This window comes from Photobacterium sp. R1 (assembly GCF_054600795.1).
On the sequence record NZ_BAAHZP010000002.1, the window covers coordinates 551,362 to 575,991 of the forward strand.

At 50.0% G+C, this 24,630-nt stretch carries 25 protein-coding genes; 10 read left to right on the forward strand and 15 right to left on the reverse strand.

The window, feature by feature from the left end; all coding sequences use genetic code 11:
• Window positions 1-6 precede the first annotated feature (6 nt).
• Complete coding sequence (locus ACYP03_RS05510; protein WP_248142774.1) at window positions 7-729, forward strand: YebC/PmpR family DNA-binding transcriptional regulator; 723 nt, start codon at window positions 7-9, stop codon at window positions 727-729.
• Window positions 730-831: 102 nt separating this feature from the next.
• Here ACYP03_RS05510 and ACYP03_RS05515 read toward each other — a convergent pair whose 3' ends face one another.
• From ACYP03_RS05515 to ACYP03_RS05525, 3 genes are all read right to left on the reverse strand, one after another.
• Window positions 832-1,611 carry a siderophore ferric iron reductase gene (locus ACYP03_RS05515; RefSeq protein ID WP_459778772.1) on the reverse strand — a complete coding sequence of 260 codons (780 nt, stop codon included), beginning with the start codon at window positions 1,609-1,611 and terminating at the stop codon, window positions 832-834.
• Window positions 1,612-1,881: 270 nt separating this feature from the next.
• Entirely contained in the window at window positions 1,882-2,556 is a 675-nt protein-coding gene (locus tag ACYP03_RS05520; RefSeq protein WP_459778773.1) for a hypothetical protein, read from the reverse strand.
• Between the two features lie 56 nt (window positions 2,557-2,612).
• Complete coding sequence (locus tag ACYP03_RS05525; protein WP_459778774.1) at window positions 2,613-3,527, reverse strand: DUF808 domain-containing protein; 915 nt, start codon at window positions 3,525-3,527, stop codon at window positions 2,613-2,615.
• 321 nt (window positions 3,528-3,848) lie between these two features.
• Here ACYP03_RS05525 and ACYP03_RS05530 point away from each other — a divergent pair, with 321 nt between their 5' ends.
• The 5 genes from ACYP03_RS05530 to ACYP03_RS05550 are packed head-to-tail and all read left to right on the forward strand — an operon-like array spanning window position 3,849 to window position 8,492.
• Window positions 3,849-4,967 carry a cytochrome c oxidase subunit II gene (locus tag ACYP03_RS05530; RefSeq protein WP_459778775.1) on the forward strand — a complete coding sequence of 373 codons (1,119 nt, stop codon included), beginning with the start codon at window positions 3,849-3,851 and terminating at the stop codon, window positions 4,965-4,967.
• A gap of 19 nt (window positions 4,968-4,986) precedes the next feature.
• The gene (gene ctaD, locus ACYP03_RS05535; protein WP_330961047.1) at window positions 4,987-6,747 is read left to right on the forward strand and encodes a cytochrome c oxidase subunit I; all 1,761 of its coding nucleotides are present in this window, start codon (window positions 4,987-4,989) and stop codon (window positions 6,745-6,747) included.
• Complete coding sequence (locus ACYP03_RS05540) at window positions 6,744-7,361, forward strand: cytochrome c oxidase subunit 3 (protein ID WP_459778776.1); 618 nt, start codon at window positions 6,744-6,746, stop codon at window positions 7,359-7,361. Before ctaD ends, ACYP03_RS05540 begins: the two co-directional genes overlap by 4 nt.
• A gap of 36 nt (window positions 7,362-7,397) precedes the next feature.
• Entirely contained in the window at window positions 7,398-8,120 is a 723-nt protein-coding gene (locus ACYP03_RS05545) for a heme-copper oxidase subunit III family protein (protein WP_459778777.1), read from the forward strand.
• Window positions 8,121-8,147: 27 nt separating this feature from the next.
• A complete protein-coding gene (locus tag ACYP03_RS05550; protein WP_459778778.1) occupies window positions 8,148-8,492 on the forward strand; it encodes a cytochrome C oxidase subunit IV family protein in 345 nt (114 codons plus the stop codon).
• Between the two features lie 73 nt (window positions 8,493-8,565).
• On the opposite strand, the gene ACYP03_RS05555 is transcribed toward ACYP03_RS05550, so the two are convergent.
• Window positions 8,566-9,123, reverse strand: coding sequence for an NAD/FAD-utilizing enzyme (locus ACYP03_RS05555; protein WP_459778779.1), 558 nt, complete (start codon window positions 9,121-9,123; stop codon window positions 8,566-8,568).
• A 219-nt stretch (window positions 9,124-9,342) separates the two neighbouring features.
• Between ACYP03_RS05555 and ACYP03_RS05560 the strand changes: the two genes are divergently transcribed.
• Window positions 9,343-9,534, forward strand: a complete 192-nt coding sequence (locus ACYP03_RS05560) for a hypothetical protein (protein ID WP_248142784.1) — start codon at window positions 9,343-9,345, stop codon at window positions 9,532-9,534.
• A gap of 68 nt (window positions 9,535-9,602) precedes the next feature.
• Here ACYP03_RS05560 and ACYP03_RS05565 read toward each other — a convergent pair whose 3' ends face one another.
• From ACYP03_RS05565 to ACYP03_RS05605, 9 genes are all read right to left on the reverse strand, one after another.
• Entirely contained in the window at window positions 9,603-10,487 is an 885-nt protein-coding gene (locus ACYP03_RS05565; RefSeq protein ID WP_459778780.1) for a DUF2167 domain-containing protein, read from the reverse strand.
• A 430-nt stretch (window positions 10,488-10,917) separates the two neighbouring features.
• Window positions 10,918-11,562, reverse strand: a complete 645-nt coding sequence (locus tag ACYP03_RS05570; RefSeq protein WP_459778781.1) for a CatB-related O-acetyltransferase — start codon at window positions 11,560-11,562, stop codon at window positions 10,918-10,920.
• Between the two features lie 201 nt (window positions 11,563-11,763).
• Window positions 11,764-12,270 carry a hypothetical protein gene (locus ACYP03_RS05575; protein ID WP_459778782.1) on the reverse strand — a complete coding sequence of 169 codons (507 nt, stop codon included), beginning with the start codon at window positions 12,268-12,270 and terminating at the stop codon, window positions 11,764-11,766.
• Window positions 12,271-12,346: 76 nt separating this feature from the next.
• Window positions 12,347-13,657 (reverse strand): hypothetical protein, encoded by a 1,311-nt coding sequence (locus ACYP03_RS05580; protein WP_459778783.1) that lies wholly within the window; start codon window positions 13,655-13,657, stop codon window positions 12,347-12,349.
• Between the two features lie 493 nt (window positions 13,658-14,150).
• Window positions 14,151-14,540, reverse strand: coding sequence for a DUF6232 family protein (locus ACYP03_RS05585; protein WP_459778784.1), 390 nt, complete (start codon window positions 14,538-14,540; stop codon window positions 14,151-14,153).
• A gap of 240 nt (window positions 14,541-14,780) precedes the next feature.
• Window positions 14,781-15,245 carry an N-acetyltransferase family protein gene (locus ACYP03_RS05590; protein WP_459778785.1) on the reverse strand — a complete coding sequence of 155 codons (465 nt, stop codon included), beginning with the start codon at window positions 15,243-15,245 and terminating at the stop codon, window positions 14,781-14,783.
• An 88-nt stretch (window positions 15,246-15,333) separates the two neighbouring features.
• Window positions 15,334-16,164 carry a class I SAM-dependent methyltransferase gene (locus tag ACYP03_RS05595; protein ID WP_459778786.1) on the reverse strand — a complete coding sequence of 277 codons (831 nt, stop codon included), beginning with the start codon at window positions 16,162-16,164 and terminating at the stop codon, window positions 15,334-15,336.
• 279 nt (window positions 16,165-16,443) lie between these two features.
• On the reverse strand, window positions 16,444-17,163 hold the full coding sequence (locus ACYP03_RS05600; protein ID WP_248142792.1) for a DUF2799 domain-containing protein: 720 nt from the start codon (window positions 17,161-17,163) through the stop codon (window positions 16,444-16,446).
• A gap of 408 nt (window positions 17,164-17,571) precedes the next feature.
• Window positions 17,572-18,837: a D-amino acid dehydrogenase gene (locus tag ACYP03_RS05605; protein ID WP_459778827.1), complete on the reverse strand. Its 1,266-nt coding sequence runs from the start codon at window positions 18,835-18,837 to the stop codon at window positions 17,572-17,574.
• A gap of 169 nt (window positions 18,838-19,006) precedes the next feature.
• On the opposite strand from ACYP03_RS05605, the gene ACYP03_RS05610 reads away from it, so the two are divergent.
• Complete coding sequence (locus ACYP03_RS05610) at window positions 19,007-19,906, forward strand: LysR substrate-binding domain-containing protein (RefSeq protein ID WP_330961038.1); 900 nt, start codon at window positions 19,007-19,009, stop codon at window positions 19,904-19,906.
• Here the strand turns inward: ACYP03_RS05610 and ACYP03_RS05615 are convergent.
• Together ACYP03_RS05615 and ACYP03_RS05620 are read right to left on the reverse strand one after the other, a co-directional pair.
• Window positions 19,903-20,673 (reverse strand): ABC transporter permease, encoded by a 771-nt coding sequence (locus tag ACYP03_RS05615; RefSeq protein WP_459778787.1) that lies wholly within the window; start codon window positions 20,671-20,673, stop codon window positions 19,903-19,905. The two genes, ACYP03_RS05610 and ACYP03_RS05615, sit on opposite strands and share 4 nt — an antisense overlap.
• A complete protein-coding gene (locus tag ACYP03_RS05620; RefSeq protein WP_330961036.1) occupies window positions 20,666-21,313 on the reverse strand; it encodes an ABC transporter ATP-binding protein in 648 nt (215 codons plus the stop codon). The genes ACYP03_RS05615 and ACYP03_RS05620 overlap by 8 nt, the downstream gene beginning before the upstream one ends.
• 182 nt (window positions 21,314-21,495) lie before the next feature.
• Between ACYP03_RS05620 and ACYP03_RS05625 the strand changes: the two genes are divergently transcribed.
• Together ACYP03_RS05625 and ACYP03_RS05630 are read left to right on the forward strand one after the other, a co-directional pair.
• A complete protein-coding gene (locus ACYP03_RS05625) occupies window positions 21,496-23,364 on the forward strand; it encodes an ABC transporter ATP-binding protein (RefSeq protein WP_248142796.1) in 1,869 nt (622 codons plus the stop codon).
• 228 nt (window positions 23,365-23,592) lie between these two features.
• Entirely contained in the window at window positions 23,593-24,630 is a 1,038-nt protein-coding gene (locus ACYP03_RS05630) for a sensor histidine kinase (RefSeq protein WP_248142797.1), read from the forward strand.

The following is a 24,630-nucleotide window of genomic DNA, read 5'->3' on the forward strand; positions in this document are numbered from 1 at the left end:
TTCCCCATGGGACGCAGTTTCGAAGTTCGTAAAGCCTCAATGGCTAAAACTCAAGGCGCAAAAATTAAGGTCTACTCCAAATACGGTAAAGAGATCTACATGAGCGCCAAAAACGGCGGTACAGATCCGGACAGCAACCTGTCTCTGCGCCGTCTGATGGAAAAAGCAAAGAAAGATCAGGTGCCGAGTCACGTGATCGAAAAAGCTATTGATAAAGCAAGCGGTGGCGGCGGTGAAGACTTCTCAACCGCACGTTACGAAGGTTTCGGCCCGGGTGGCTGTTCTGTAATTGTTGACTGCCTGACAGACAACAACAACCGCACCTATATGGACGTTCGCCAGTGCTTTGTGAAAAACAACGCGAAAATTGGTGCACCGGGTGCAGTAGCACACATGTTCGATCATCAGGCTGTTTTCCAGTTCCAGGGTGACGATGAAGAAGCCGTCATGGAAGCGCTGATCATGGCCGACGTTGATGTTTCAGACATTGAAGCAGAAGACGGCGTGATCACAGTGTTTGCACCGCACACCGAGTTCTTCAAAGTGAAAAACGCGCTGTCTGACGCAATGCCTGACGTGACCATGGAAGTTGAAGAAATCACTTTCGTACCTCAAGCCATGCATCCGGTTACGGGTGACGATGTCGCAGCATTCGATAAGTTCCTCGACATGCTGAACGACTGTGACGACGTCCAGAACGTTTATCACAACGCAGAAATTGAAGGTTAATGCAGTCGCGTTGATCTGAAAAAAGCCGGGGTTGCAGAACGACCCCGGCTTTTTTCTATGTCATTTCCAGCAAAATTAATGCTGTTCTGAATGTCTTAACGCTTAGATTCTGTTCTTCGGACAATTGGCACAGTACTTCCCATCATCCCGACGGTAATGCATACAGCAGCTGACTCTCATTTGCTGCCACTGGCCTTCTTCTGAACAATATAAAGTATTGATATGTTTCCCTGGTAGACCCAGACTTTCCAGCCACCAAGCCGCATGTTGCAGTACAACGTCTGCAGGCAAGCGTTCGGGCAAGGTATTGTGGTAACGCAGCAGGACTGCAATCACGGTATCAGCCAGTAACTGACGGGTAAAACCGGGACGAATCCGCGTATGCTGTTCCATCTGCTCACGCAGTTCTTCATAAAGATCCACCAGCTCCCGCCCGGCGCACTGAATCAGCTTTTGCGTGTTTCCCTCACACCACTTACTGTTCTGACTGAAGCTGTAACCAGCCACCCAGCCTTCATTGTTATACTGCTGCACAATCTGGCTCAGCGGCGGCACCGCCTGCACACTATAGACACAGACAAAAGCCAGATACAGTGGCTGCCAGGTCAGCATCGACCAGCTTCGGGTTGTCCAGTAAGGTTGCCCGGCTTCCGGATAATTTTGCTGCCAGTACTGATAGAGGCTGGCTAACAACTGATCATTTTGCCCGTCCCGGGTGATAGAGAACAGGGTGTCGGGTGACTCAACGCCTTTCATGATAGGAATCAGACGCTCCCCGTCATGGAACAACCGGATCAGATGCTGCGGCTGAACCGCCCGGGCAATGATGCCAGGAAAACTCTGATGTTCCGTTCTCTGATCCATTTCCAACGCTGTCGACATGTCCACCAAACTCTCATGAATTCTCATTTCACCCGGCTTCGGGCAAAACTCATCTCGTGTGAATCACACTAGAATAAATAATAACTATTATCATTCAAGTAAAAATTATCATTTTAGTTAAATTCATGGTCAGCCTTTCGGTGTGATCACAGCTCAAGCACAGCAAAGTATCCATCAGAAGTAAGAGACTGCCAGCGATAGCTCCAACCGATCGACCGTAAGGATGAAAACGGCAAAAAAAAACCAGCCGCTCGGGCTGGTTGTGATCATTTATGCTTCCGGTGCAATGTCTTGCGGGGAATAGTCCTTTTCCAAAACCTCTGGTGAGACGATGACACCTGAATCAGTGACCCTGTCACCTAATGATAATGTTATCACCTGAGTGTGACTGCCCGAATCGGCCCCGGCTCCCGGAAAATCACTGGAATTGAGTTGTACCGATTGACCATTCTGGCTCCCGAGAGCAGCCAGTAGGGCCTCATCGACAGTGAGGACACGAAGTGTTTGGACTGACTGATAACTGTGGAATGTCAGGGTATCCGCCATTAAGCCGTATACCTCGAACCATGCCTCTCTGGACATCAGATATTCACGGTAGACGGCACCAACAATCGGCCTCATTTCCCGAACGATCACACTGTTTTCCTGAATTTCAGCTTCAGAGGCGGCAGCAGGTTTCCCTTCCCCATCTAATGTGAAGGTCGTCACTGCCTTGCCAATTTCACTTCGGACAGGCAAACGGGCGTAAGCCATCGCGTTACGCTTCCACACCCTGCCAGACTGCTCGAAAGCATCCGCCAGAATCGGGCCAACTGTCTGGGACTGAGCAACGATCGGTGTTTCGGTCTCACTTTCAGCTGCGGCACCGAATGGAAACGCCAGAGCCACCAGCAAAGGCAGGTGGCTCAGAACAGAAATAGGTCTGCTGCGAGATTTCATTGTCATGCTAATTCTTAATTATTCGCTTTCAGTTTGTCTCCAGCATACCTGAACTCAGAGGTTTATGCTGCTCGATTCCCGCGCAACCGTTGCCAAAGCGAAACCGCGCCCAGAACCAGCAAACCCGCGACGACACCCACAAACAAGTTCGTCAGCATCGGAACCAGCCAGCTCACGCCAGGAAAATTATGCAGGCGTTCCATCAGCATTTCCAGCCAATGGTGAGAATCAGGCGCGCTGTGAACCACAATACCGCCACCAACAAGGAACATGGCCACAGTACCGACAACGGCCAGAACTTTCATCAGTTTAGGGGCCGCTGTGATGAGCATTTTTCCGAACGCATTGACCAGACCCGTTTTATAGCGTTTCACCAGATAAAAACCGCCATCATCGAGTTTCACAATACCGGCCACCAGCCCGTAAACACCAATGGTCATCAGTACTGCAATAAAACTGACCACCGTCAGCTGTGTCAGCAGAGAAGCGCCCTGAACGGTACCCAATGCAATCACGATGATTTCAGCAGACAGAATAAAGTCGGTCCGGATCGCGCCCTTTATTTTGCTGGCCTCGTATTCCTCCAGGTTCTGACCTTCCGGTAATTCATCATGATCTCTCAGCTCTTCTTCAGCGCCACCGTGCATGATTTGATGAACAACTTTCTCTGCGCCTTCAAAACACAGATACAAACCGCCAATTAAGAGTAATGGCATAATGAGCCAAGGTGCGATGGCACTAATCAGCAATGCCGCCGGCACCAGAATCAACTTATTTTTAAACGAGCCTTTCGCGACCCCCCAAACCACAGGGATCTCCCGCTCCGCACGTACACCGGCAACCTGCTGGGCATTTAAAGCCAAATCATCACCCAGCACACCTGCGGTTTTTCTTGCCGCAACTTTACTCATCACCGCAACATCATCCAGTACGGTTGCAATATCATCCAACAACGTTAGTAAACTTGCGCCTGCCACATCCCCTCCTCATTTTTGGGAAATTAACTGATTGAGAAACAGGTTATTCGTCCTGAGTCATCACATTCATCATAAAACATTTTTCGGTTCAGCCCGGGGTTCTCATTTCCGAACTGAAATGAAAGATTCCCCACCCATGACTCGCAGAGCGAGATGAAGTCCACTAAGATTTTAATCAATATAATGATCTGTCACGGCAATCTTCATGAATGCCACACCGTGAACAGCACTTGAACTGCGCGAAATAAATAACTTCCAGGGTTCGGTTTACCGATTTGTGTTCTTCTCAAGGATGCGACCAGTTTCGGTTGAAGGTGTTGCATGGCTATCGCCATTACCTTGATTTTTATTGTTATTGCTTCCGTTCTGTTTCATTTTCTCAGTCCCTGGTGGCTGACGCCGGCGGCGTCAAACTGGGGCGAAATCGACAATGCCCTGAATTTAACACTCATCATCACCGGGGCTTTTTTCGTCATTCTGAATCTGATCCTTGCCTGGCTGATCTTCCGTTTTCGCCATAAACCGGGCAGAACGTCCCGTTTTCAGCCGGACAGTAAAAAGCTGGAGGCCTGGCTGATCGGCATCACTTCCGTCGGGATTATAGCTTTGCTGGCACCGGGGCTTCTGGTCTACGGGCAATTCGTAAATGTACCGGATGATGCACGCATTGTTGAGGTCGTCGGTGAGCAATGGCGCTGGCGGTTTCGCTTTCCCGGCGACGACCAGCAGCTGGGAAAAAGTGATGCGCGTTTTGTGTCCGCGACCAATCCGCTGGGCCTCGATCCGGATGATCCGGCGGGTGCCGACGATCGCATCATCCTGACCCCCGAGCTGCATCTGCCACTCTACGCGCCGCATAAGATGCTGCTGCGTTCAAAAGACGTCCTGCACGATTTCAATGTGCCTCAGTTCCGAGCAAAGATGGATCTGGTCCCGGGGACAGTGTCCCATTTCTGGCTCAGACCGACTGAGCAGGGCCAGTTCGATATTCTCTGCGCTGAGCTTTGCGGTGTCGGCCATTTCAATATGCGTGGCCGTGTCATTGTTGAAGATGAAGCAGAATTCGGCCGCTGGCTGGCAGCGCAGCCTACCTTTGCCCAGACACAGCAGCCCGCTGAGTCTGCAACCGCAACCGGCACACTTTCCGCAGAAGACCTCATTGCAATGGGCAAAAAGCTTTCTGAAGTGAACGGCTGCATCGCCTGCCACAGTCACGACGGCAAACCCGGTATCGGGCCAACCTGGCTGAACCTGTACGGAAAAACCGAAACCATGTCAGACGATACCCGTCAACAGGTGGATGAAACATATCTGCGACGTGCCATTCTTGAGGCCAGTGCTGAGCTGGTCAAAGGTTACCCGGCGGTAATGCCCGTCTACACTTTCAATGATCAGGAAATTGAGGCCCTGACCGCTTATATCCGGTCACTGGCGCAGTAGTGCACGCGGCGGAGGGGATATGACTGAACAAACAACAACACACGGTTACGGACACCCGCAATCATTCTGGACCAAATATGTCTGGAGCCAGGATCATAAAGTCATTGCCATTCAGTATTCACTGACGGCCATTTTCATGGGCCTGATTGCTCTGGTCATGTCCTGGCTGATGCGGCTGCAGCTCGGGTTTCCCGGGACGTTTGATTTCATCGACGCCAATGCCTATTACCAGGCTTTGACCATGCACGGCATGATCATGGTGGTCTACCTGCTGACCGCTTTGTTTCTCGGAGGATTCGGGAATTATCTGATCCCGCTGATGGTGGGTGCCCGGGACATGGTGTTCCCGTTCCTGAATATGCTCAGCTACTGGTTTTACCTGCTCGCCTCGCTGATTCTGATCGCCAGCTTTTTTGTCACCGGCGGGCCAAGCGGGGCTGGCTGGACGCTCTACCCACCGCAAGCCATCCTGCCGGGAACACCCGGCACAGACTGGGGGATCGTCCTGATGCTGGTCTCGCTGGCTGTATTCATCATTGCAGCCACGATGGGCGGCCTGAATTATGTCACTACTGTCCTGCAAGCTCGGACCCGGGGCATGACCCTGCTGCGGATGCCGTTAACTGTCTGGGGGATATTTACAGCGTCAGCCATGGCATTACTGGCCTTCCCGGCTCTGTTCGTCAGCGCTGTCATGATGCTGTTCGATAAGTTGCTGGGCACCAGTTTTTTCATGCCTGCGGTCATTTCAATGGGACAGCTCAGCGACCACGGCGGCGGCAGCCCGATTCTGTTCCAGCATCTATTCTGGTTTTTCGGCCACCCGGAAGTTTACATCGTGGCCCTGCCCGCATTCGGAATTGTCTCGGATCTCATCAGTATTCATGCCCGCAAAAATATCTTTGGCTACAAAATGATGGTGTGGGCCATTCTGGCCATTGGCGCCCTGAGTTTCATTGTCTGGGCACACCATATGTATGTGAGTGGCATGAACCCTTATTTTGGTTTCTTCTTTGCCATCACTACCTTAGTCATTGCCGTTCCCACCGCCATCAAGGTCTACAACTGGCTCTTTACGCTCTGGCGGGGTGATATTCATCTGACGCTGCCGATGCTGTTTGCCCTCGCCTTCATCAGTACCTTTGTGATCGGCGGATTAACGGGCCTGTTTCTGGGCAATGTGATCGTCGATATACCGCTGTCGGACACTTACTTTGTAGTGGCACATTTCCATATGGTGATGGGGGTTTCACCGATTCTGGCAATCTTTGGCGGCCTGTATCACTGGTATCCTAAAGTCACCGGCCGCATGCTGAACAGTACCATGGGCCATATCCATTTCTGGATCACCTTTCTGGGTACTTACGCTATTTATTTCCCCATGCACTATCTGGGCATCATGGGCATGCCGAGACGCTACTATGCCTACGGGGATTACAGCTTTATTCCCGAATCCGCACAGTATCTGAATACTTTCATCACCGTGGCGGCGCTGATTGTTGGTGCCGCCCAGTTACTCTTTATTTTCAATATGTACTGGAGCTATCGCCATGAGCAGGCTGTCGGCAGTAACCCATGGCGGGCAACGTCGCTGGAATGGCAGACGCCGGACACACCGCCGAAGCACGGTAACTGGGGCGAAGCGTTACCCGTAGTATACCGCTGGGCTTATGACTTTAACGTGCCCGGTGCCAAAGAAGACTTTCTGCCGCAGAATCAGCCGCCGGATACGGAAGAAATGCCGGATGTACAGCCGCAGCCCGGGGAGTCTGAAACATGAGCCGCAACAAACCTGTTTTTTCAACCCTGGCTTCCGGGCATCTGAGTCCGGAGCCGGATGCACGTTACCAGCCAGCAAGCAAGTTAACCGTTGCCTCCACCGGTTTGTGGATTCTGATGGGTGTGATCAGTGCACTCTTCGCCCTCTTTACCCTGGCCTATTACATCCGGCATGAAGTCAGTGACTGGCAACCGCTCAATGAACCCTGGCAGTTGCTCCTGAGTACCACTTTGCTCGTGCTGAGCTGTATCACCCTGCATTTTGCCACCCGTAAAGCCCGGTTATTGCCTTCACTTGCTGCCTGTAAGACAGAGCTCCTGCTGGCGGTCGGCTTCACTGTCGGATTCATTCTGGCGCAGCTCTGGGCCTGGCAGGCATTGATCAGTATTCACCAGGGCGTTCAGACGAACCCGGCCAACAGCTTTTTCTTTCTGCTGACCGGATTACATGCCATCCATGTGGCTGGCGGTGTCATTGCGCTGGCCATTGTGGTGTATCAGGTATGGCAGGGACATCGGGATAACCTGCATATCTGGTTACATTTCTGCGCCCGGTACTGGCACTTTCTGTTGTTCATCTGGTTATTTCTGCTGGGACTGTTACGTTTCACCTGAAGCGTATTGCCCCCGCAACCGAATGAGGATTGAGTCATGAGTCAAACCCGACAACCTCAGGCCCCCACACTCGCGGCCTCAAGCGGCTGGACCGGTGTGGTGAAAGACTATGCCGCCGACAAAGCGGCATTTCAGGTCTCTGCCAACAAAACCATGATGTGGATTTTCCTGCTCAGCGATACCTTTATCTTTGGCTGTTTTCTGGTGGGCTACATGTCAGTGCGTATGACCACCACCGAAAACTGGCCCCTGCCGAGTGAAGTGTTCGCCCTGACGATTGGCGGCCATTCAATTCCGTTAATTCTGATCGCCATCATGACCTTTGTGCTGATCACCAGCAGCGGCACCATGGCTATGGCCGTGAACTGCGGCTATCAGCGCAAGCGCTTTTCCGCCGCACTCCTGATGCTGGTCACCGCCTTGCTGGGAGTCACTTTTGTCAGCATGCAGGCATTTGAATGGAGCAAACTGATCGCAGAAGGAATCCGGCCCTGGGGAAATGCGGAGGGCGCTTCCCAGTTCGGCGCGGCTTTCTTCATGATCACCGGATTTCATGGTCTGCATGTCAGTGTCGGGGTGATATACCTGACCACTGTCGCCATCCGGGTTGCGCTGGGTAAATATGAGAAGAAACAGGTCGATCCCCAGGCTGCCGGTGTTCAGGGAGGACGCTATGAAATCATCGAAATCGCCGGACTGTACTGGCATTTCGTCGATTTGGTCTGGGTCTTTATCTTTGCATTTTTCTATCTGTGGTAGGCCAAACTGAGAATCCGGGAGGTTATGATGTCAGACGCAGAACTCACCCAAACACCGGCCAAACAACAGCACCCCATCAGCCTTTATCTCAAAGTCTGGGCCTTGTTGTTTCTCCTCAGTACCCTGTCTTACCTGGTCGATTATTTTCACCTGCAGGGTTTACTGCGCTGGAGCCTGATCGTCCTCTTCATGTTGCTCAAAGCCGGACTGATCGCTTCCGTCTTTATGCATATGCGCTGGGAACGCCTGGCACTGGTATACACCATTTTCATCCCCCCATTAGTGCTGCTGGTCCTGGTGGGACTGATGGTGAGTGAGGCCAGTTATATTTATGCATTAAGAGAATGGTTTTTCAGTCTGCCGGGCGGCTGATGGCCCGGCAGACTGCATTGCCAGCAAGTTTCTGAAGCAAGAAGTCTGAGGCAATGTTTTAAAGTTAATCTTCTTAAGGCAATGTTTTCATCATCCGTTGCCATTTCTCCTGCATCACGACGAGCCAGTGCGGCGGGGATTTACCTGTGCCCGCAGGTTTCAGCTTATCGTGTGCCAGTGTAATGCTGGCCAGCTGCAATTCCTGCTCGGGTTCCACATCAACCATGAGTACATGCTGGCCGGATTTCAGAACATTTTTGAAGCGACGGAACTGATAATGCAGTTCCTGGAAGCCAAAGAGGCCCCCTTCCCAGGTAATGAATCCCAGCATCGCTACTGCCAGTAAAATAAATGGCGCCCAACCGACCGCATCCGTCACACCAGACGCAAAAGCCGCAATTAAAATACCTGCAGCTGCGATCACACCAATCACTGCACCAATTTCGGTGGAGTGAACCACGTCATTCCGCATCACTGATTGCACCGGATGCAAATGTTTATGGCTGGAGACTTCAGCATCTTTGTTACTGAGCACATGAATCTGCGGCGCTGTAAAGCCACTTAACTCAAGCTCATGTTCAACCAGCTCAAGTTCATCCAGGTCATCACTGATATAAAAAACCCGTTTCATAATTTGCCTCCTGAAGGCAGTGAATGAAGAAGGTTACTATCAGTTTACAAGGACTTTTCGGAATTTTGCTTCAAGAAGAAAACTAAAGTTTGAAAGAAGTGTCATATTATCCTGCCAAAAGCACTCAGTCCGCACTTTACCAATAATTGACAATCGGCTAACACATTTCCGGAATGAATCCATTAGAGTGCCCGTTTTTCCAGTACGATGGCGACAATAATGAAAAAGCTGACTCTGCTTGGCCTGCTGGCTGCGAGCCTGTCTCTGACTGGCTGCCAACTGACGCGTGTGGAAGGCAATGTGGATGGTGTGAATATCAAAGCCTCTACCAATGGCGATTATCATGACGATCACAGCCACAGCACCGGTGGATTCTGCCCACCCGGACAGGCAAAAAAAGGCCGCTGTTAAACCAGCGGCCTCATCATAAGATAAGCGATACCCGTGTCCGTCAGTCGCTGACGCCAACAGCGAACGACTTAAGATGACTTGCGTTGAAATACTTTTCTGATCAGCGCACCGCCCGCAGCCAGGATCACGATCCAGAACTTCTTAAACAGAAGCAAAGCGGCAGCAATCAGGCCGGTTTTCGCCGCAACTTTACCCGCAATCAAAGCACCCAGACCGTAAGCGGCAACTTTATCGATGCTGGCGTCAAAATCACCATACTTCGCCCCGTTATCAAATTCTGCCAGTGCCAGAACATCATCCAGTTTTGACTCAATCACTAGTTTCTGATCCATCGCCGCAATGAAGTTCATCACCAGAACGCCCTGACGACCCAGCACCCGAATGTTGTAGTTCAGGGTATTCACGTCCTCATTGCCAAACTTGATTTCCTTTGCCCAATGCAATTTATGCGCACTGGCATCGTAAAAAGGCGAAGCTGCCCAGCCAACCAGCTCAATGGCTTCATATCCCTGCTTCACACGCTCTTTGCTTGCTGCTGCAGTGTCTGACTTCATCTGATCCAGCATGTCGTCATAATCAATCTTGTGAGCATCTTCGTCCGACACATAGCCGTCTTCTTCATAGCTGATTGTGACAGCCCAGGCATTCGGGTCGAAAGGTGTCATGTCCCCAGGAAAAATCATGCCCAGCGTATTTTGCCCTGGCGGGTTCCCCCAGACATCCACCAGCACGGTTTCACTGTCGCCCGGAGAAAGGTAATAAAAACCCTCTGGGATATGCAGTGTCGCCTTTGCGGCGGATAACGGAATGTCACCCTTTTGTGGTTTCAGCGAATCCCAGGTTTCCTGAGCCCACTGAACATATTCTTCTTCAGTGAGTTCAGCGGTGTCCTTTGCAAAAGAAGTCATCGAAAAAAGTAGGAACAAAGGGACAACAAAGTGTTTGATATTCATTTTTACTCCATCATGAATCTCACCTTCATTGAAATAACAGGCTGCAACTGAATAGCTCAGGCCAGATGGCTGAATACTCATGTCAGACACTGAATCAATCAAAGCGGATTTCTGCGAAATTAATAGCCGCTGAACTTTACGACCTTCTTCACACAGAAACAAGTTGTTACATTTATTTTTTGGGTGTTTTAGGTGTGCTATTTTCTTTTCTGTGAAGAAAAAACTTCTTCTTGTATTCCTGCTGCCGAACAGATGCCGATGGGTTTCAAATCAGAATATTCTAAAAAATGAAAAAGCGATTTAACGTCAGAAATACAATTCAAGCGCAGGCAATAGCATTGTCTTCAGCAAAGTTCAGATTCAGCAAAATTCAGAAATATTTCAGAAGGCTGGGAACACCATCGTATCCCCAGCAAGTTACAGATGATTGTCAGCAATGATGAACAGATAAATCGTATGCTGCAACAGCCTGTTTTAATTGTGTCAGATCAGATGAACATAAATATCTTTTCAGCGATTCAAATTTCTTCGGCGGCCAGTCATAGATCCGGAACGCCATCAGTTCATCAATGACGGACGGTTCAAAACGATATTTTACGATTTTTGCCGGAGCCCCAGAAACGATACTGTAAGGTTCGACATCTTGAGTCACGACACTGTTGGCCGCGACAATCGCCCCTTCTCCAATCGTCACACCCGGCATGATCATTGACCGCATCCCCAGCCAGACACCATCGTGAATCACAGTATCTCCTTTGCCGACATAAGCTTCTTCGATAAAGTCCATGAACGGATACAAGCAGAACCAGTCGGCTCTGTGGGTATGATTCCCACCCATCAGGATGATGACTTCAGATGCAATGCAGACATAATCGCCGATATACAGTTTATCAATCGGCCATTTCGGCTCCCACTGACGACTGATTTCATCTCCGTGGAGGTAACGGACAACAGATTCTTCAAAGCCGTGATCCCAACAGTCGCTGTAATAACTGTGGGTGCCTTTGATGGTGATATTCGGATTCGTGACAACTTCATGCAATAACTGCACTTTCGACCAATGTTTTTCTCTCATGAACGACCTCATAAGCTCAAATAGTGACAGCCACAGGGGAAACCTCCACTGCGGCGGTATGTTTATTTCAGAGACTCATGCGTCAGTGAATACGAGGTTGTTTTAACAGTGGGATCAGTTTCATCAGTATGCTTCGAATAAATCACGCAGCAGGATTCTAATGCCCAACTGTCGTACAATCAAACCCACCACGTTCAAAAATCAGCGCGCCGTTGGTGCCTGAGAGACCTGATTTGGCAAGGCCAACCGAAAGTCGAAACAAATCAATTCGCCAGCCGATCGGTCTTTCAGAACAGGAGCCTGTATATCTGACTGGCGTTGCGGATACACCAGCAAAGCCACATGAGGTTCCTGACGCAATGTACGATACATGAAGCGCTTGCCCGTCTCCGTTCTCTGCCACGGATTCGGACCATTCAGCACCTTGCCAACAGCATGGTAAATCACACGAATGCTCGGTTCATTTTCATCCGCTCCAAAGGCATATACATCGGTCGGATGTGTCAAATCAACTCCAGCCCGGTTTAGCTGCGCCTGTAAATTTTCGGGCAGTACCTGTCGCCAGCAAGCTTTCCATCTCGCGCACCATGCACACAAACACCTATCTGCCGGCACTCCCGGCTGATTTTGAAGATTCAGAGTCGCTTGTAAATGAATTGCCAGTTTCCATTCCGCAACAGGAATGGTCGGGCGTAATTTTTTCGTCACAGATGAACCAGACTATGTTGGATTAAAATTCAGGCGATTCAAAAAAGCCAATCGCCTGTTAAGGAAGAAATCAAACTCAGTGATGATATTGCTGAATCACCTCTTGCACTTCATCACTGTCCCATCGCAGCCCCTGTGCATATAAGGCTTCCACTTGCGCATTTGCTGCCTGAAGCTCTGGAGACATTGGACGCCATTCAGCTTCAGGGATCGGCTGTGACCAGGTAATAAAATCTTCCCGCGCCATCGCTTTTTCCTGCAATGTATCGATAAGATACTCCAGATACCAGTGAGCAAAGTAACGCAAGGTGATCACATTCAAAATCCACCAGAAAGGAAAAATAAACGGTGTCTCTCGCATGCGCTTTCGAATCAGCTGGCGATAGCCCTCGCGGCTATATTCCCCCCGATGATCCGAGATGTGACCCGCTGCGGTATGCTCAATCCCCGACGCACCTTTTTCCATATATTCTCTGAACAGCTCATACAAACTGAGGGCTTCTTCTTTGGAGTACACCGGAATACTGAAAAGCACTCTTTCCTGCTCAGGATGATCGGGAATTGGCGCACTAAAGGTTAGGTTTTGCAGGCTCATCATGCCCCACGGATTCACTCCATCACCTCGTTGATATTCAACAGACACCTGCTCCCAAGGCACAGCGAATAATTCCACGGATGTTTTCAAGCCTCTTTTGGCTTTGAAGTATTGAATCCAAGGTTTGATTGTAATATATGTAGGGATTATCCCTATAATCAACGTTGCAACCCCAATATAAAATATCCAACTAAATTCACCACGCTTAACATCCGTCAATGCAAAAAGCGACCCGCCCATCAGACAAATTATCGTCATCATCGGATAAAATTCTATAATGCTTCCACCATTCAAATCTGGTCGTTCTGGTATATTATGACTAGTCTTTACCCAAAAAAATAACACTTCATTCCTCTGTGCATGAAAACGAATTGGGAGCCTTTCTGAAATTTTCCCTATCTGTATTTTAATAACATCAATAATTCCAAATGAAATGACGCCAGTAACAATAAGAAAGGTTGGCGCTATCACATATAACATATCAAATGAAACAGCGCTCCAGAGCCATGTTAGCATCACTAAATAACTAATTATCATCACAAAAAACAATTGGATCATGTGGACATCAGCATTCACTAAACGGACATCTAAAGTGCCTTCCTTGTTTTTTGCTACAAACTGATTGATTGAGACTGGTTTTCGACCGGTCGTTACAGGAAGCGGCGACAAGCCAACTCGGAGTATGTCATCTTGATGCTCCGTCTCACCATGGGCGAGTGTTTTTGATGGCACATTTTCCATTGAATTAAAACCCCAAGGTACTTTGTTATAAAAAATCACACCAACAACCAATTTTTATTTTTTGCTGACCTCATGTGACCAACTCTGGCTCATTCAATACAACAGAGTCATTGACACTTAGTGATTCATAAGAATCAAATAATAAACGCTGAAACTTAGCGAGTATATGGCTTAATTTCAGTTAATTTTGAAGCGATGTGATTTTCAGCTCAAACTTAACTATTTTAGTATAAATAATTTCAATTTGGCCGTGCTATGCCACCTTTATACATTCTTCCAACAAAATTAACTGCATAGCTTGGAAACTAGTTAATGAAACAACATGAAGTTAAAAAAATTTATCATGAACCATCATTCATTACTTTTTAAGAACTATCATTTTTTAAGTCACTAACCATAACCTATAAATATTTCTCATGAAAACAGCCAGGTTTTCATTTGTTTTAATTGAGACTGAATAACCGCGTTCAAACTAAAAAATACCTTGAACACGGATTTATCAATCACAAACACCCATCAATATTTCAATCTTCACTGGGCATATTCATGATCTTGATTGAAACTGCGCTTCAAAATCTTTGAACCCAGCCCAGCCAGACTTTGTCATTGAGCTTGCGAGCGTAATCGGCTGCTCACCGGTTTCATCAACTGCAGTCAGTAGCGCCTTTAATTCAAAACGTCTCAGGGTTACCAGATAGTAGAGAGCACCAATGCCGATCAGGCTCAACGGCAAGATAAGCCCCCAGCCCTCAGGAAACATCAGCCAGTACTGAATTGCCCAGCCAACGGCAGAATACTGAAACATGATGGCCAACATACGGGTGATCTGACATTTCCAGGTCAGCTTTCGGACCCAAACCGATTGAATTCGCTTCAACGTAAAAGCACGCTGACCAACAAGAAGGTGTTTCCGGGTCAATTTAATTTCTGTCATTTGTTTTTATACATCCTGTCATGATATTTGCCTGAATGGTACCGAGACACTTTCGTTGTTCACAGGCAAAAAACACTAATCTGATATCTCAATCCAATTCCAGAGACAGCATAAAGAGAGAAAGCAAACTTACCCGATAGGCTTTTCCCCGATAAGTGACCCACACAGGTTTTATCTTTAACATCGCTCCCTGAAACAGAAAAGCGACTGAGATATTCACGACAATGATTCTGCAAAAGGTCAGCTCTGTTTATCCAATGACTTTTTGAAATACTGCTTATATTTCGTGTTCTCCAGATAACCAAGAGCCTCATAAAGGTGCTGTGCCGCGACATTCTCGCAAGCAGTTTCCAGTGCGATCCCCTTTGAGTGCGTCGCCAGTGCATAGGCGTCTACTGCAGCCAGTAAGGCGGAACCAGCACCTAAGCCTCTTGCTTTCTCCACAACATAGAGATCATTCAGCGTCCAATATGTCTGCAGAGAAACTGAGCTGAAACTTTGATATAAAGTGGCAAAGCCAATCATTTCTCCCGCATCTTCAGCGATAAAGAACGTTGCATCTTGATGCCGGATTCGTGCTTCGATCCAGTCTTTCGAAGCCGCTTCAGGTTGGTCGTTATCTAAACTGACAGAAAGCTGTCGGTAGGCATGAAACAGAACCGATAACTGTGCTGTATCAGACAGCGTTGCAATTTTGACTTCCATGTATCTCTCTGACTGAAATGAATACGGGTATCGTGATGAAAAATATCATCAATCCACATTGGCTCGCCTTGTTGTTTCGCCCGGATATTTATTTTCTGGCAACAACCTGCGCCAGCACTATCCGACCCTCTTTCAGGTTACGCCCCTGATTTTGAGCCATTTGCTGAAACTCAGGTCCCATCAGTAAATGAAATCCCAGCGGCGGCAGTCCCTCTTGCTGTATTTTGGTGATCAAGGCAGTAAACCATTCACAGGCGGCTTCGGTTGTGTCTGACCAGCCTGAGATTTCAAATCCCGCTTGCTCCAGCAGATCACGTAACTCAGATGGCTGTACGAGGAAACTGGTCTCCGGTGTGCGCGCCCAGGGCACAGGAAACAGAACGGGGCCGGACGTACCGGCAAGAATGTCGTAGATCGCCACTGTCCCGCCCGGCTTGAGTACCCGGTACATCTCGCCGTACAAACGGGGCTTATCGGAAATATTCATCGCCACGTGTTCTGTCCAGACCACGTCAAAGGTGTCATCTTGAAAGGGCAGCTGAGTCGCATCCCCCTGGCGATAATCAATCCGTTCAGTGAACCCGACCTTCGCAGAAAGCATCCTCGCTGCACGGCAGTACTCTTCGGTTAAATCAATCCCCGTGACCCGGCAGCCAAACTCTTTCGCAAGACAACGAGAAGTCCCACCAATGCCGCTACCGACATCAAGAACGTGGCAATTCGTACTCAGACCAACTGCCTGTGCAAGTTCAAGCGTTGCCGCACGCCCCCGAATGTGGAACTCATCAACCGGGGCTAAATCATCCAATGACAGCCGGCTGATATCTTTTCCCGCTTTTTCCAGTGCCGACAAAATCACATCCTCGATGTTCGAATGAGCATAATGCGTCTGAATCGCTTCGTTGATATCTTTCGACATAACTGACTCCTGAAATTCGAAAGTAAGCAGTTACTCAAATATGGCGTCATCAGGCCAGGGAACAGTTGTCACAGGGATGCGACTGCAACGAAAATTGCCTTCGCATTGCGCTGAATACGGCATCATTCATTAAGGACCGGGAAACTGTTTCGAGCCCGGTTCAGCAAACCGTCTGCATCACACCCGGCGAGTTTCACCTTCAAAACAAAACGGAACAGAAACCATATGTGTGGTCCCTGTTCCGTCAGCAAAACTCAGTGTGCAGACTCAATCAACCGATCAGAACATATCAGCAATGTTCTTAATATTCTGAATCGTGTTTTCTGTTGTCGACAAGGTGTCATAGAATTTACGTTTATCGTTTAGTTTCACCAGCCGTTGATTCAGCATTGATTTTTGTGCATCGGAGATATTATCAACTGTCAGCTGTTGATGAATCTGACCGATCTCACGGTCAATTTTATGAATCGCCAGTTCATATTCAAAGCGGTTGACTTCAAACTCTGCACGTTCCTGAGACGATTTCGCAGACTTCAGGGATGCTTTGAACATTTTTTTATCGTCTTTCGAAAGCTGTGTGTCACCCAGTTTTTCTTTGTAGCTGTTCACAGTACTTTCAATCGAACTCAGTCTCGATCTGGCTTCGGCCAGATTGTGGTATGGGGTATACCCAGACAGAAACTCCTTCGCTGAATCAGCCGGGCAAACATTCTCGTAGCTCTGATTTGCCTGACCGACAAGCGTGCCATTTTCATAAGTGCAGTAAGTCTTCAGCCCTTCTTTTCGGCCATCCAGATACGTTTTTAAGTCAACCGTGACGCCATATTCTGCGCATTCTTCACTGTAAGTCGCAGCATAGCTTTTCTTACCGCTCTGACCATCCACCAGACCAATCTGATACCAGTCTCCCAACCGGCACTCTTCTTCACTGATCGCAGAGCACCCAGAAAGGGTTAATAGTAATGCCACACCGGCAGGCATAACGTAACGTTTATTCATGGACTTTTCTTTCCTGATTTTCTTTTGGCTTCTCAATGTGCCGAACCTTTCAATGCGAACCCTTTGTCCTTCGATACAGCACGCATTGGTAATCTTTCAACACACCACTCCTGTTCTTCCTGAAATAGTGCGGCGGGTAACCTTGCTTTATTTACCCTGTGAAACCCACATGTGATTCGGCAAAAGACTATGGTTGGCGGTAAACATATACTACAACCCGTCTCATATCTACGATTTATATTCAATACGATGTGATTGATTCGCTGAAGTTTGTGAGAGCAGTCTTTCACTGCAGAACGGCTGCTTGGCAGCAAATGCGGGGAAATGGCCACCCGCTGTCAGAATCAGGAAGAAAACTGGCAGGATCATCCGGCCAGCAATTCGCTGACCGGAACCAGAAAAGAAGGTTTAACGTGTGTTGTGCAGATAACGGTGAATCGACAGCCCATCAGTATCGATATCTGTATCGTTCCCACTGACAATATCAGCCAGCAAACGACCGGAGCCACAAGCCATTGTCCATCCCAATGTGCCATGCCCCGTATTGGTATACAGATTCTCAAAGGGGGTTTTTCCGATCACGGGCGTACCGTCCGGCGTCATCGGACGTAATCCGGTCCAGTATTCCGCTTTGTTCAGATCGCCGCCTTCCGGGAAAAGATCATCAACAACCATCGCGATCGTTTCTTTTCGCTGTTCGGTCAGGTGCAGGTTGAAACCCGCCAGTTCCGCAGTACCCGCCACCCGGATCCGATCGTCAAAACGGGTCATCGCGACTTTATAAGTTTCATCGATCACCGTAGAAACCGGCGCGCCGTCACTGTCTTTCAGCGGCATGGTCAGTGAGTAACCTTTGACCGGATACACCGGTAACTGTAAGCCCAGGGTCGACAGCATAGCCGTTGAATAGCTGCCCATCGCCACCACGTAAGCGTCCGCTTTGAACTCACCTTTATCGGTGTCGACGGCAACAATCAGGCCATGTTCGTGGCGCAGCCCATGAATTTGAGTGTTAAAGGCAAATTTCACGCCCGCCTGTTCTGCCAGTGCAGTCAATTGCTGACAAAACTTATAGCAATCTCCGGTTTCATCATTCGGCAGACGCAAGCCACCCGCAACTTTCTCCCGCACTTTTGCCAGTGCAGGCTCGGCCCGGATACATCCTTCAACATCCAGCAGCTCGTACTGAATCCCGCTTTCTTCCAGAACCTGAATGTCTTTGCCGACCGCATCAAGCTGTGCCTGAGTCCGCAGCAATTGCAAGGTGCCCTGCTGACGGCCTTCATAACTCAAAGCATGATGTTTGCGCAATTCGATCAGACATTCACGGCTGTAGTTCGCCACCCGCAGCATCCGGGATTTATTCCGCTGATAGCTGACGTAATTACAGTTCGCCAGCATTTTTCCCATCCATCTGTACAGATCCGCCGACAGCGAAGGTTTGATCTTCAGCGGGGCATGCTTCTGAACCAGCCATTTCATCGCTTTGGCGGGGATCCCGGGGGCAGCCCAGGGAGAAGAGTAGCCGTAGGAGATCTGACCGGCATTGGCAAAACTGGTTTCTTCGGCGCTGCGGGACTGACGATCAATCACCGTCACCTGATGGCCGTTCTGAGCCAGATACCAGGCTGATGTCAGCCCGACGACACCACTTCCCAATACAATCACTTCCATCATTTACTCTCTTTTCTGAACAATTACGGGTCACAGGAAATAAAGCGCAGATTGCGGTATTTACACCGGGTTAACAATCGATAATTATTAACAACAGCCTTTAGCCAAACTAAACACTCATCGTTCAAGGCTGGCTGAAAATATCTGAGTGCAACCCGGAGAAAAAACCATGTCTGCTGTAAAAGGTAGTGTACTGGCTGCCCTGGCAACCTTTAATATCGCCGCCAGAACACAAAGCTTCACCCGTGCAGCCACGGAATTACATGTCACGACAGGCGCGGTCAGCCAGCAGATCCGGCAACTGGAGCAACAGCTCGGCTTTGCGGTGTTTTTGCGTCACGCACGGGGAATTACCCTGACAGAGCAGGGTCAGCAGCTCTACCAGGTTGTTCATCGCAGCTTGCAAGAGATAGAAGCCGTCATTCATGCGCTGCAACCAGGGCTGCAGGCTGAAGGGGAAATCCGGCTGAAACTCACCCCCTCATTCGCTTTCAAATGGCTGGTCCCCAGACTGCATGATTTCTATCAGCAATTTCCGGAAATCAACGTCCAGACCTTTGCCGACGGCGCACTGGTCGACAGCCAGAATACCGACTGCGATCTGGTGATTGATTATCGGCGGGATGATGACATTCAGATGGACAGCCAGACCAGCCTGCTGCTGGCTGAATTCCTGTTACCGGTCATGAGTCCGGACTATCAGGCGAAATTCAACTGGCAGCAACCGCAGGCCTGGAAAGCCGCCACCCTGTTGCATGATGCCATGCCCTGGCGAAATGCCGAACGGGACACCGAATGGCGTTACTGGTTCGATGCGATGCAGATTTCGGCGGACAGCCGACGCGGACATTTCTTCAACCGCACCGACATGGCCATGGCGGCCGCAGAAGCCGGACTGGGTGTGGCGATGGCCCGGCAGGCCCTGATCGGAGACGACGTCAGTAAAGGCAAACTGGTTTCCCCGTTTTCGCCGCTGCCCGCCAATGCCGGTTATTACCTGATCCGCCACCGGCAGTCCGCAGCGATTGACTGTTTTATCCGCTGGCTTGAGGACCAGCTGGCACCTTAAAGCTTTAGCTGGCCATAGCGATCAAAGGCGAACCGGCGAATCACACTCAGGGTGGTAGCCACACTGGCCGCCACCGCCACCAGAATGGCAATCATGATCGCGATCTGATATTTCACCGCCAGAATCGGTTCGGTGCCGCCAAGGATCTGGCCCGTCATCATTCCGGGTAAGGCGACAATCCCGAGCGTACTCATGCTGGCCAGCTGCGGCGTCAGGGCCGCTTTAACGGCTTCGCGCTGAAAAGGCAGCATCGGGTGCGGAGCTCCCATCGCCAGATAAAACTGGTACTCATTATTTTTCTCTTTCAGGCTGCTATACCAGCGTTCCAGCGCCAGTACATTGGCTGTCAGTGCATTTCCCAGAAGCATTCCGGACACCGGGATCAGATACTGCGCCTGCCACCAGGGATCCGCATGAATCAAGCCAATCAGCATCGGGGGCAACACCACCAGCAAACTGACCAGCAAGCCAACGATCACGGCAACTGTTGCTTTTCCCAGCGGCACCCCCGAACGGCGGCAGATACTGAAACCAGCCACCAGCACCATCACACTCAGCCATAACAGATTCAGTCCCAGATGCTGAAAACTGAACAGGGTTTGCAGGTATATCCCGACAACGGCAAGCTGTAATGTCATCCGCAATACTGAGATGACAGCCACTTTGCTCAGACCCAGCCGCCAACGGTAAAACACCCCCAACGGCAGCAGCAACAGCAGATAAAAAGCCGCCAGCGATAAATTAGAAAGACTGACCGCACTATCCATGGCGCTCCCCCATGTCGACAACCTGATCCGCGCGTTCCAGCCAGTGCGGGTCATGTGAAACCGACACACAGGTCAGCGACTTTGCCGCCAGCAAGGCCATCACCATATCCCGGCTGGTATGATCCAGCGCCGATGTAGGTTCATCCATCAGCCAGACCGGCCGCTCCATCAACAACGCACGTACGATGGCGACCCGCTGCTGTTCTCCGCCGGACAGTTCAGCCACTGCTTTGTCCAAATCATGCCGGATGTCCAGTGACCGCAGACTTTCACAGCAGGCATTGTCATCAGGCATCCCGCCATTGACCGCTTTCAGCCGCCACGGCAAACGAATCGCCTCAGCCAGTGTTTCAGCGCCCATCACAGGGGACTGAGGCAGATAACAAAATTGCTGGCGCCACCAGCGTAAATTACCGGGTTGAATCACTTCACTCTGCCAGGAAAAGTAGCCCGATTGCGCAGGCAACAGACCCGCGAGCACTTTCAGCAGACTGGACTTTCCACTGCCTGAACGACCGGACAACGCCAGATGCTGCCCGCCACGCAGACTGATATCCAGCACGCTGTCACTGCGATGTTCCATCCCGGACCGCAATGAAACGATCTGTAATGACTGATTATCCATTATTTTCAGTTCCATTCACTTTGCATTCATTGAACTCGTGCATCATTATCTAAATACTGATTTTTTAAGTCTCGCTGACAACAGTTAACAAATACAGACTAGGGCGAACAGCCCAAAACTTTCAATACTTTCCGCTCACTTGCGGATATTCCTATCAGCGACATCTGAATTACTTACACATTTGGAATCAATCATTTATGTTCAAGTTTTTTGAGAGACTCACGGCTCCCTTCCCGGACGAAATGCCCCGGCAACCCCCGGGAAGCCTGTTTGCGTTTTGCCGCTTTTATACCCGGGGGTTCGGCTGGCCATTAATTATCATGTCTGTGCTGAGCGCCTGCATTGCCATTGTTGAAGTGTCGCTGCTGGGTTTTATGGGTCAGTTGGTTGATCTTCTGGCTCAGCATTCTCCCGACACTTTTTTGACGGAAGAAAGCGGCAAGCTGTGGACGATGGGCCTGCTGGTGGTTGTGGTGATCCCTTCACTTGCACTCGCGCATTCCTTAATTATGCACCAAAGCCTGCTGGGCAATTACCCGATGTCCATCCGCTGGCTGGCACACCGTTATCTGCTGCGTCAGAGTGTTTCTTTCTATCAGGATGATTTTGCAGGGCGACTGGCAACCAAAGTGATGCAGACGTCCCTGGCCGTCAGGGAAACCGTGATGAAACTGGTGGATGTGCTGGTTTACATCAGTGTGTATTTCACGGCCATGATTGTGATGATGGCCAGTGCGGACCTTGTGATGATGGTGCCGATTGTGGTCTGGCTGCTGGCCTATATTGGGATTCAGTTTTATTTTGTACCGAAAATGAAAGCCATCGCCACCGAGCAGGCCGACGCCCGTTCCTCCATGACCGGACGGATTGTCGACAGTTATACAAACATCACCACGGTCAAACTCTTTTCCCATACCAACCGCGAAACAGAATACGCTGAAGAGAGCATGAAAGGCTTTCTGGATACCGTGTACCGCCAGATGCGTCTAGCGACCAAGCTCATTCTGAGTGTGGATGCAATCAACTACCTGCTGCTGTTTGTCATTGCAACGGTGTCCATCACGTTATGGATGAACAGTGCGGTGACCGTCGGTGTCATCGCGGTGGGGATCAGTATCGCGCTGCGGGTTCAGGGCATGTCGAAATGGATTATGTGGGAAATCGGCGCGCTGTTTGAAAACCTGGGGACGGTTGTCGACGGCATGAAAACGCTGTCTAAACCCGTAAGCATCGAAGATAAAGACAATGCCAGTCCGCTGGCAGTCACACGAGGCGGCATTGAGTTCGATAACATCAGTTTCCACTACGGCGATAAAGCCAAAGGCGTTATTGAACAGTTATCCCTGCACATCAAACCCGGCGAGAAAGTTGGCGTGGTGGGCCGCTCCGGTGCCGGTAAATCGACGCTGGTGAACCTGTTGCTGCGCTTCCACGATCTGGAATCCGGCACCATTCGCATTGACGGGCAGGATATCGCCCACGTCACCCAGGATTCCCTGCGCAGCAATATCGGTATGATCACGCAGGACACATCCCTGCTGCACCGCTCGATTCGTGAAAATATTCTGTACGGTAAACCGGAAGCCAGCGAAGCTGAATTGCTGGCCGCAACCCGTCAGGCGCACGCCCATGAGTTCATTGAAACGCTGTCTGACCCGCACGGCAACGTCGGCTACGATGCACAGGTCGGTGAGCGGGGCGTGAAGCTCTCCGGCGGGCAGCGTCAGCGGATTGCAATTTCCCGGGTCCTGCTGAAAGATGCACCGATTCTGGTGATGGACGAAGCCACTTCCGCGCTGGATTCTGAAGTCGAAGCGGCCATTCAGGAAAGCTTATATCAGCTGATGGAAGGCAAAACCGTCATCGCGATTGCACACCGTCTGTCGACCATTGCCGCCATGGACCGCCTGATTGTGATCGACAACGGCCAGATCATCGAACAGGGCAGCCATCAGGAACTGCTGAGCCAGAACGGCATATACGCCCATCTTTGGGCCCATCAGACCGGCGGCTTCATTGGCTGCGATCTGGAAGAATCGGCGCCGGAAGCAGTCTTGGTGAAATAAGCCAATACTCGAACTGGCCTTCACTGACTTTCAAACATTCAACCAGCCTCAGGGCTGGTTTTTTTGCGTCTGTTATCCCCCGGCACGGCAGGCAGCTCACGATTAACCTGCAAGGAAACGCTTTCATAACCACATGAGAAAAAAGAAAAAATGACGTTTTTTTTACGCCCAATCTGATGCATTTTTCGTTACAGTGAACACAAGATTTCCTCATCAGCTGTTTATCCTATGAGTTTTTGGCACCAGATTCTGCAACCTGAAAAAATCAGACAATTATTCCTGCCATCGTCTGTGATGACGCTCGCGGTCGGTGCTGCCTACGGACTGAATACCCTCCTGGCAACTCAGATCGGTATTTTGCTGATCCTACAGTTAGGGGTGGTAGTTGTAGCCCTGTTCTCGACCCGCTTTGATTCATTATTTGCTGGTCTGGCAGGCGCATTGTGCTTCAATTATTTTTTCACTGAGCCCAGATTTTCACTGCAGATGTCCAATGCATCAGACATTTTCAATCTGATGGTTTTCCTGCTGATCGCCATTTTAACCAGCCATCTGGCGATCAAATACAGACAGCAACGCCAGGCGCTTGAACAGGCAGAGTTACGAAGCAGTATCCTGCTTTCTGTGTCCCATGACCTGCGAACACCGCTTGCAGGCATTCTCGGTAATCTCAGCACGCTGAAGGATTACCAGTCACGTCTGGCACAGGAAGAACAGGACGAGCTGTTACAGGCCGCCATTGAAGAAAGCCATCGCCTGCACCGGTATATCGAAAATCTGCTTCAGGCGACACGGATTCAGCACGGAAAACTTGCCATGCAAACGGACATTCAGCCTGTCCTTCCAGTGCTCCGGGCACTGATAGACCGGGTTGACCCGGCCCGCATTCAACTGAGTGCAGCAACACCGTTACCTGAAGTTGCCATTCGGGCTTCCCTGTTCGAGCAGGCCATCCACAATATTCTGGATAATGCCCTGAAATACGGACTTCCCGGCTCGCCGGTCAATGTCAAAGTCCGGTCTGCCAATCAGAGCCTGCAAATCGATATCGAGAATCAGGGCAGCCCCCTGACCGATACACATCGCCGCCGGGTCTTTGAATTATTTTACTCTTCCCGCAAAGGCGACCGCGGGGAAGGCGGCGCAGGTTTGGGCTTAACCGTCAGTCAGGGGATCATCCATGCACACAGCGGTGACGTTGAAATGCTACCGACGAAGACTGGCTGTACCGTCCGGATTACTCTGCCCGTGGCTGAAGGAAACTGA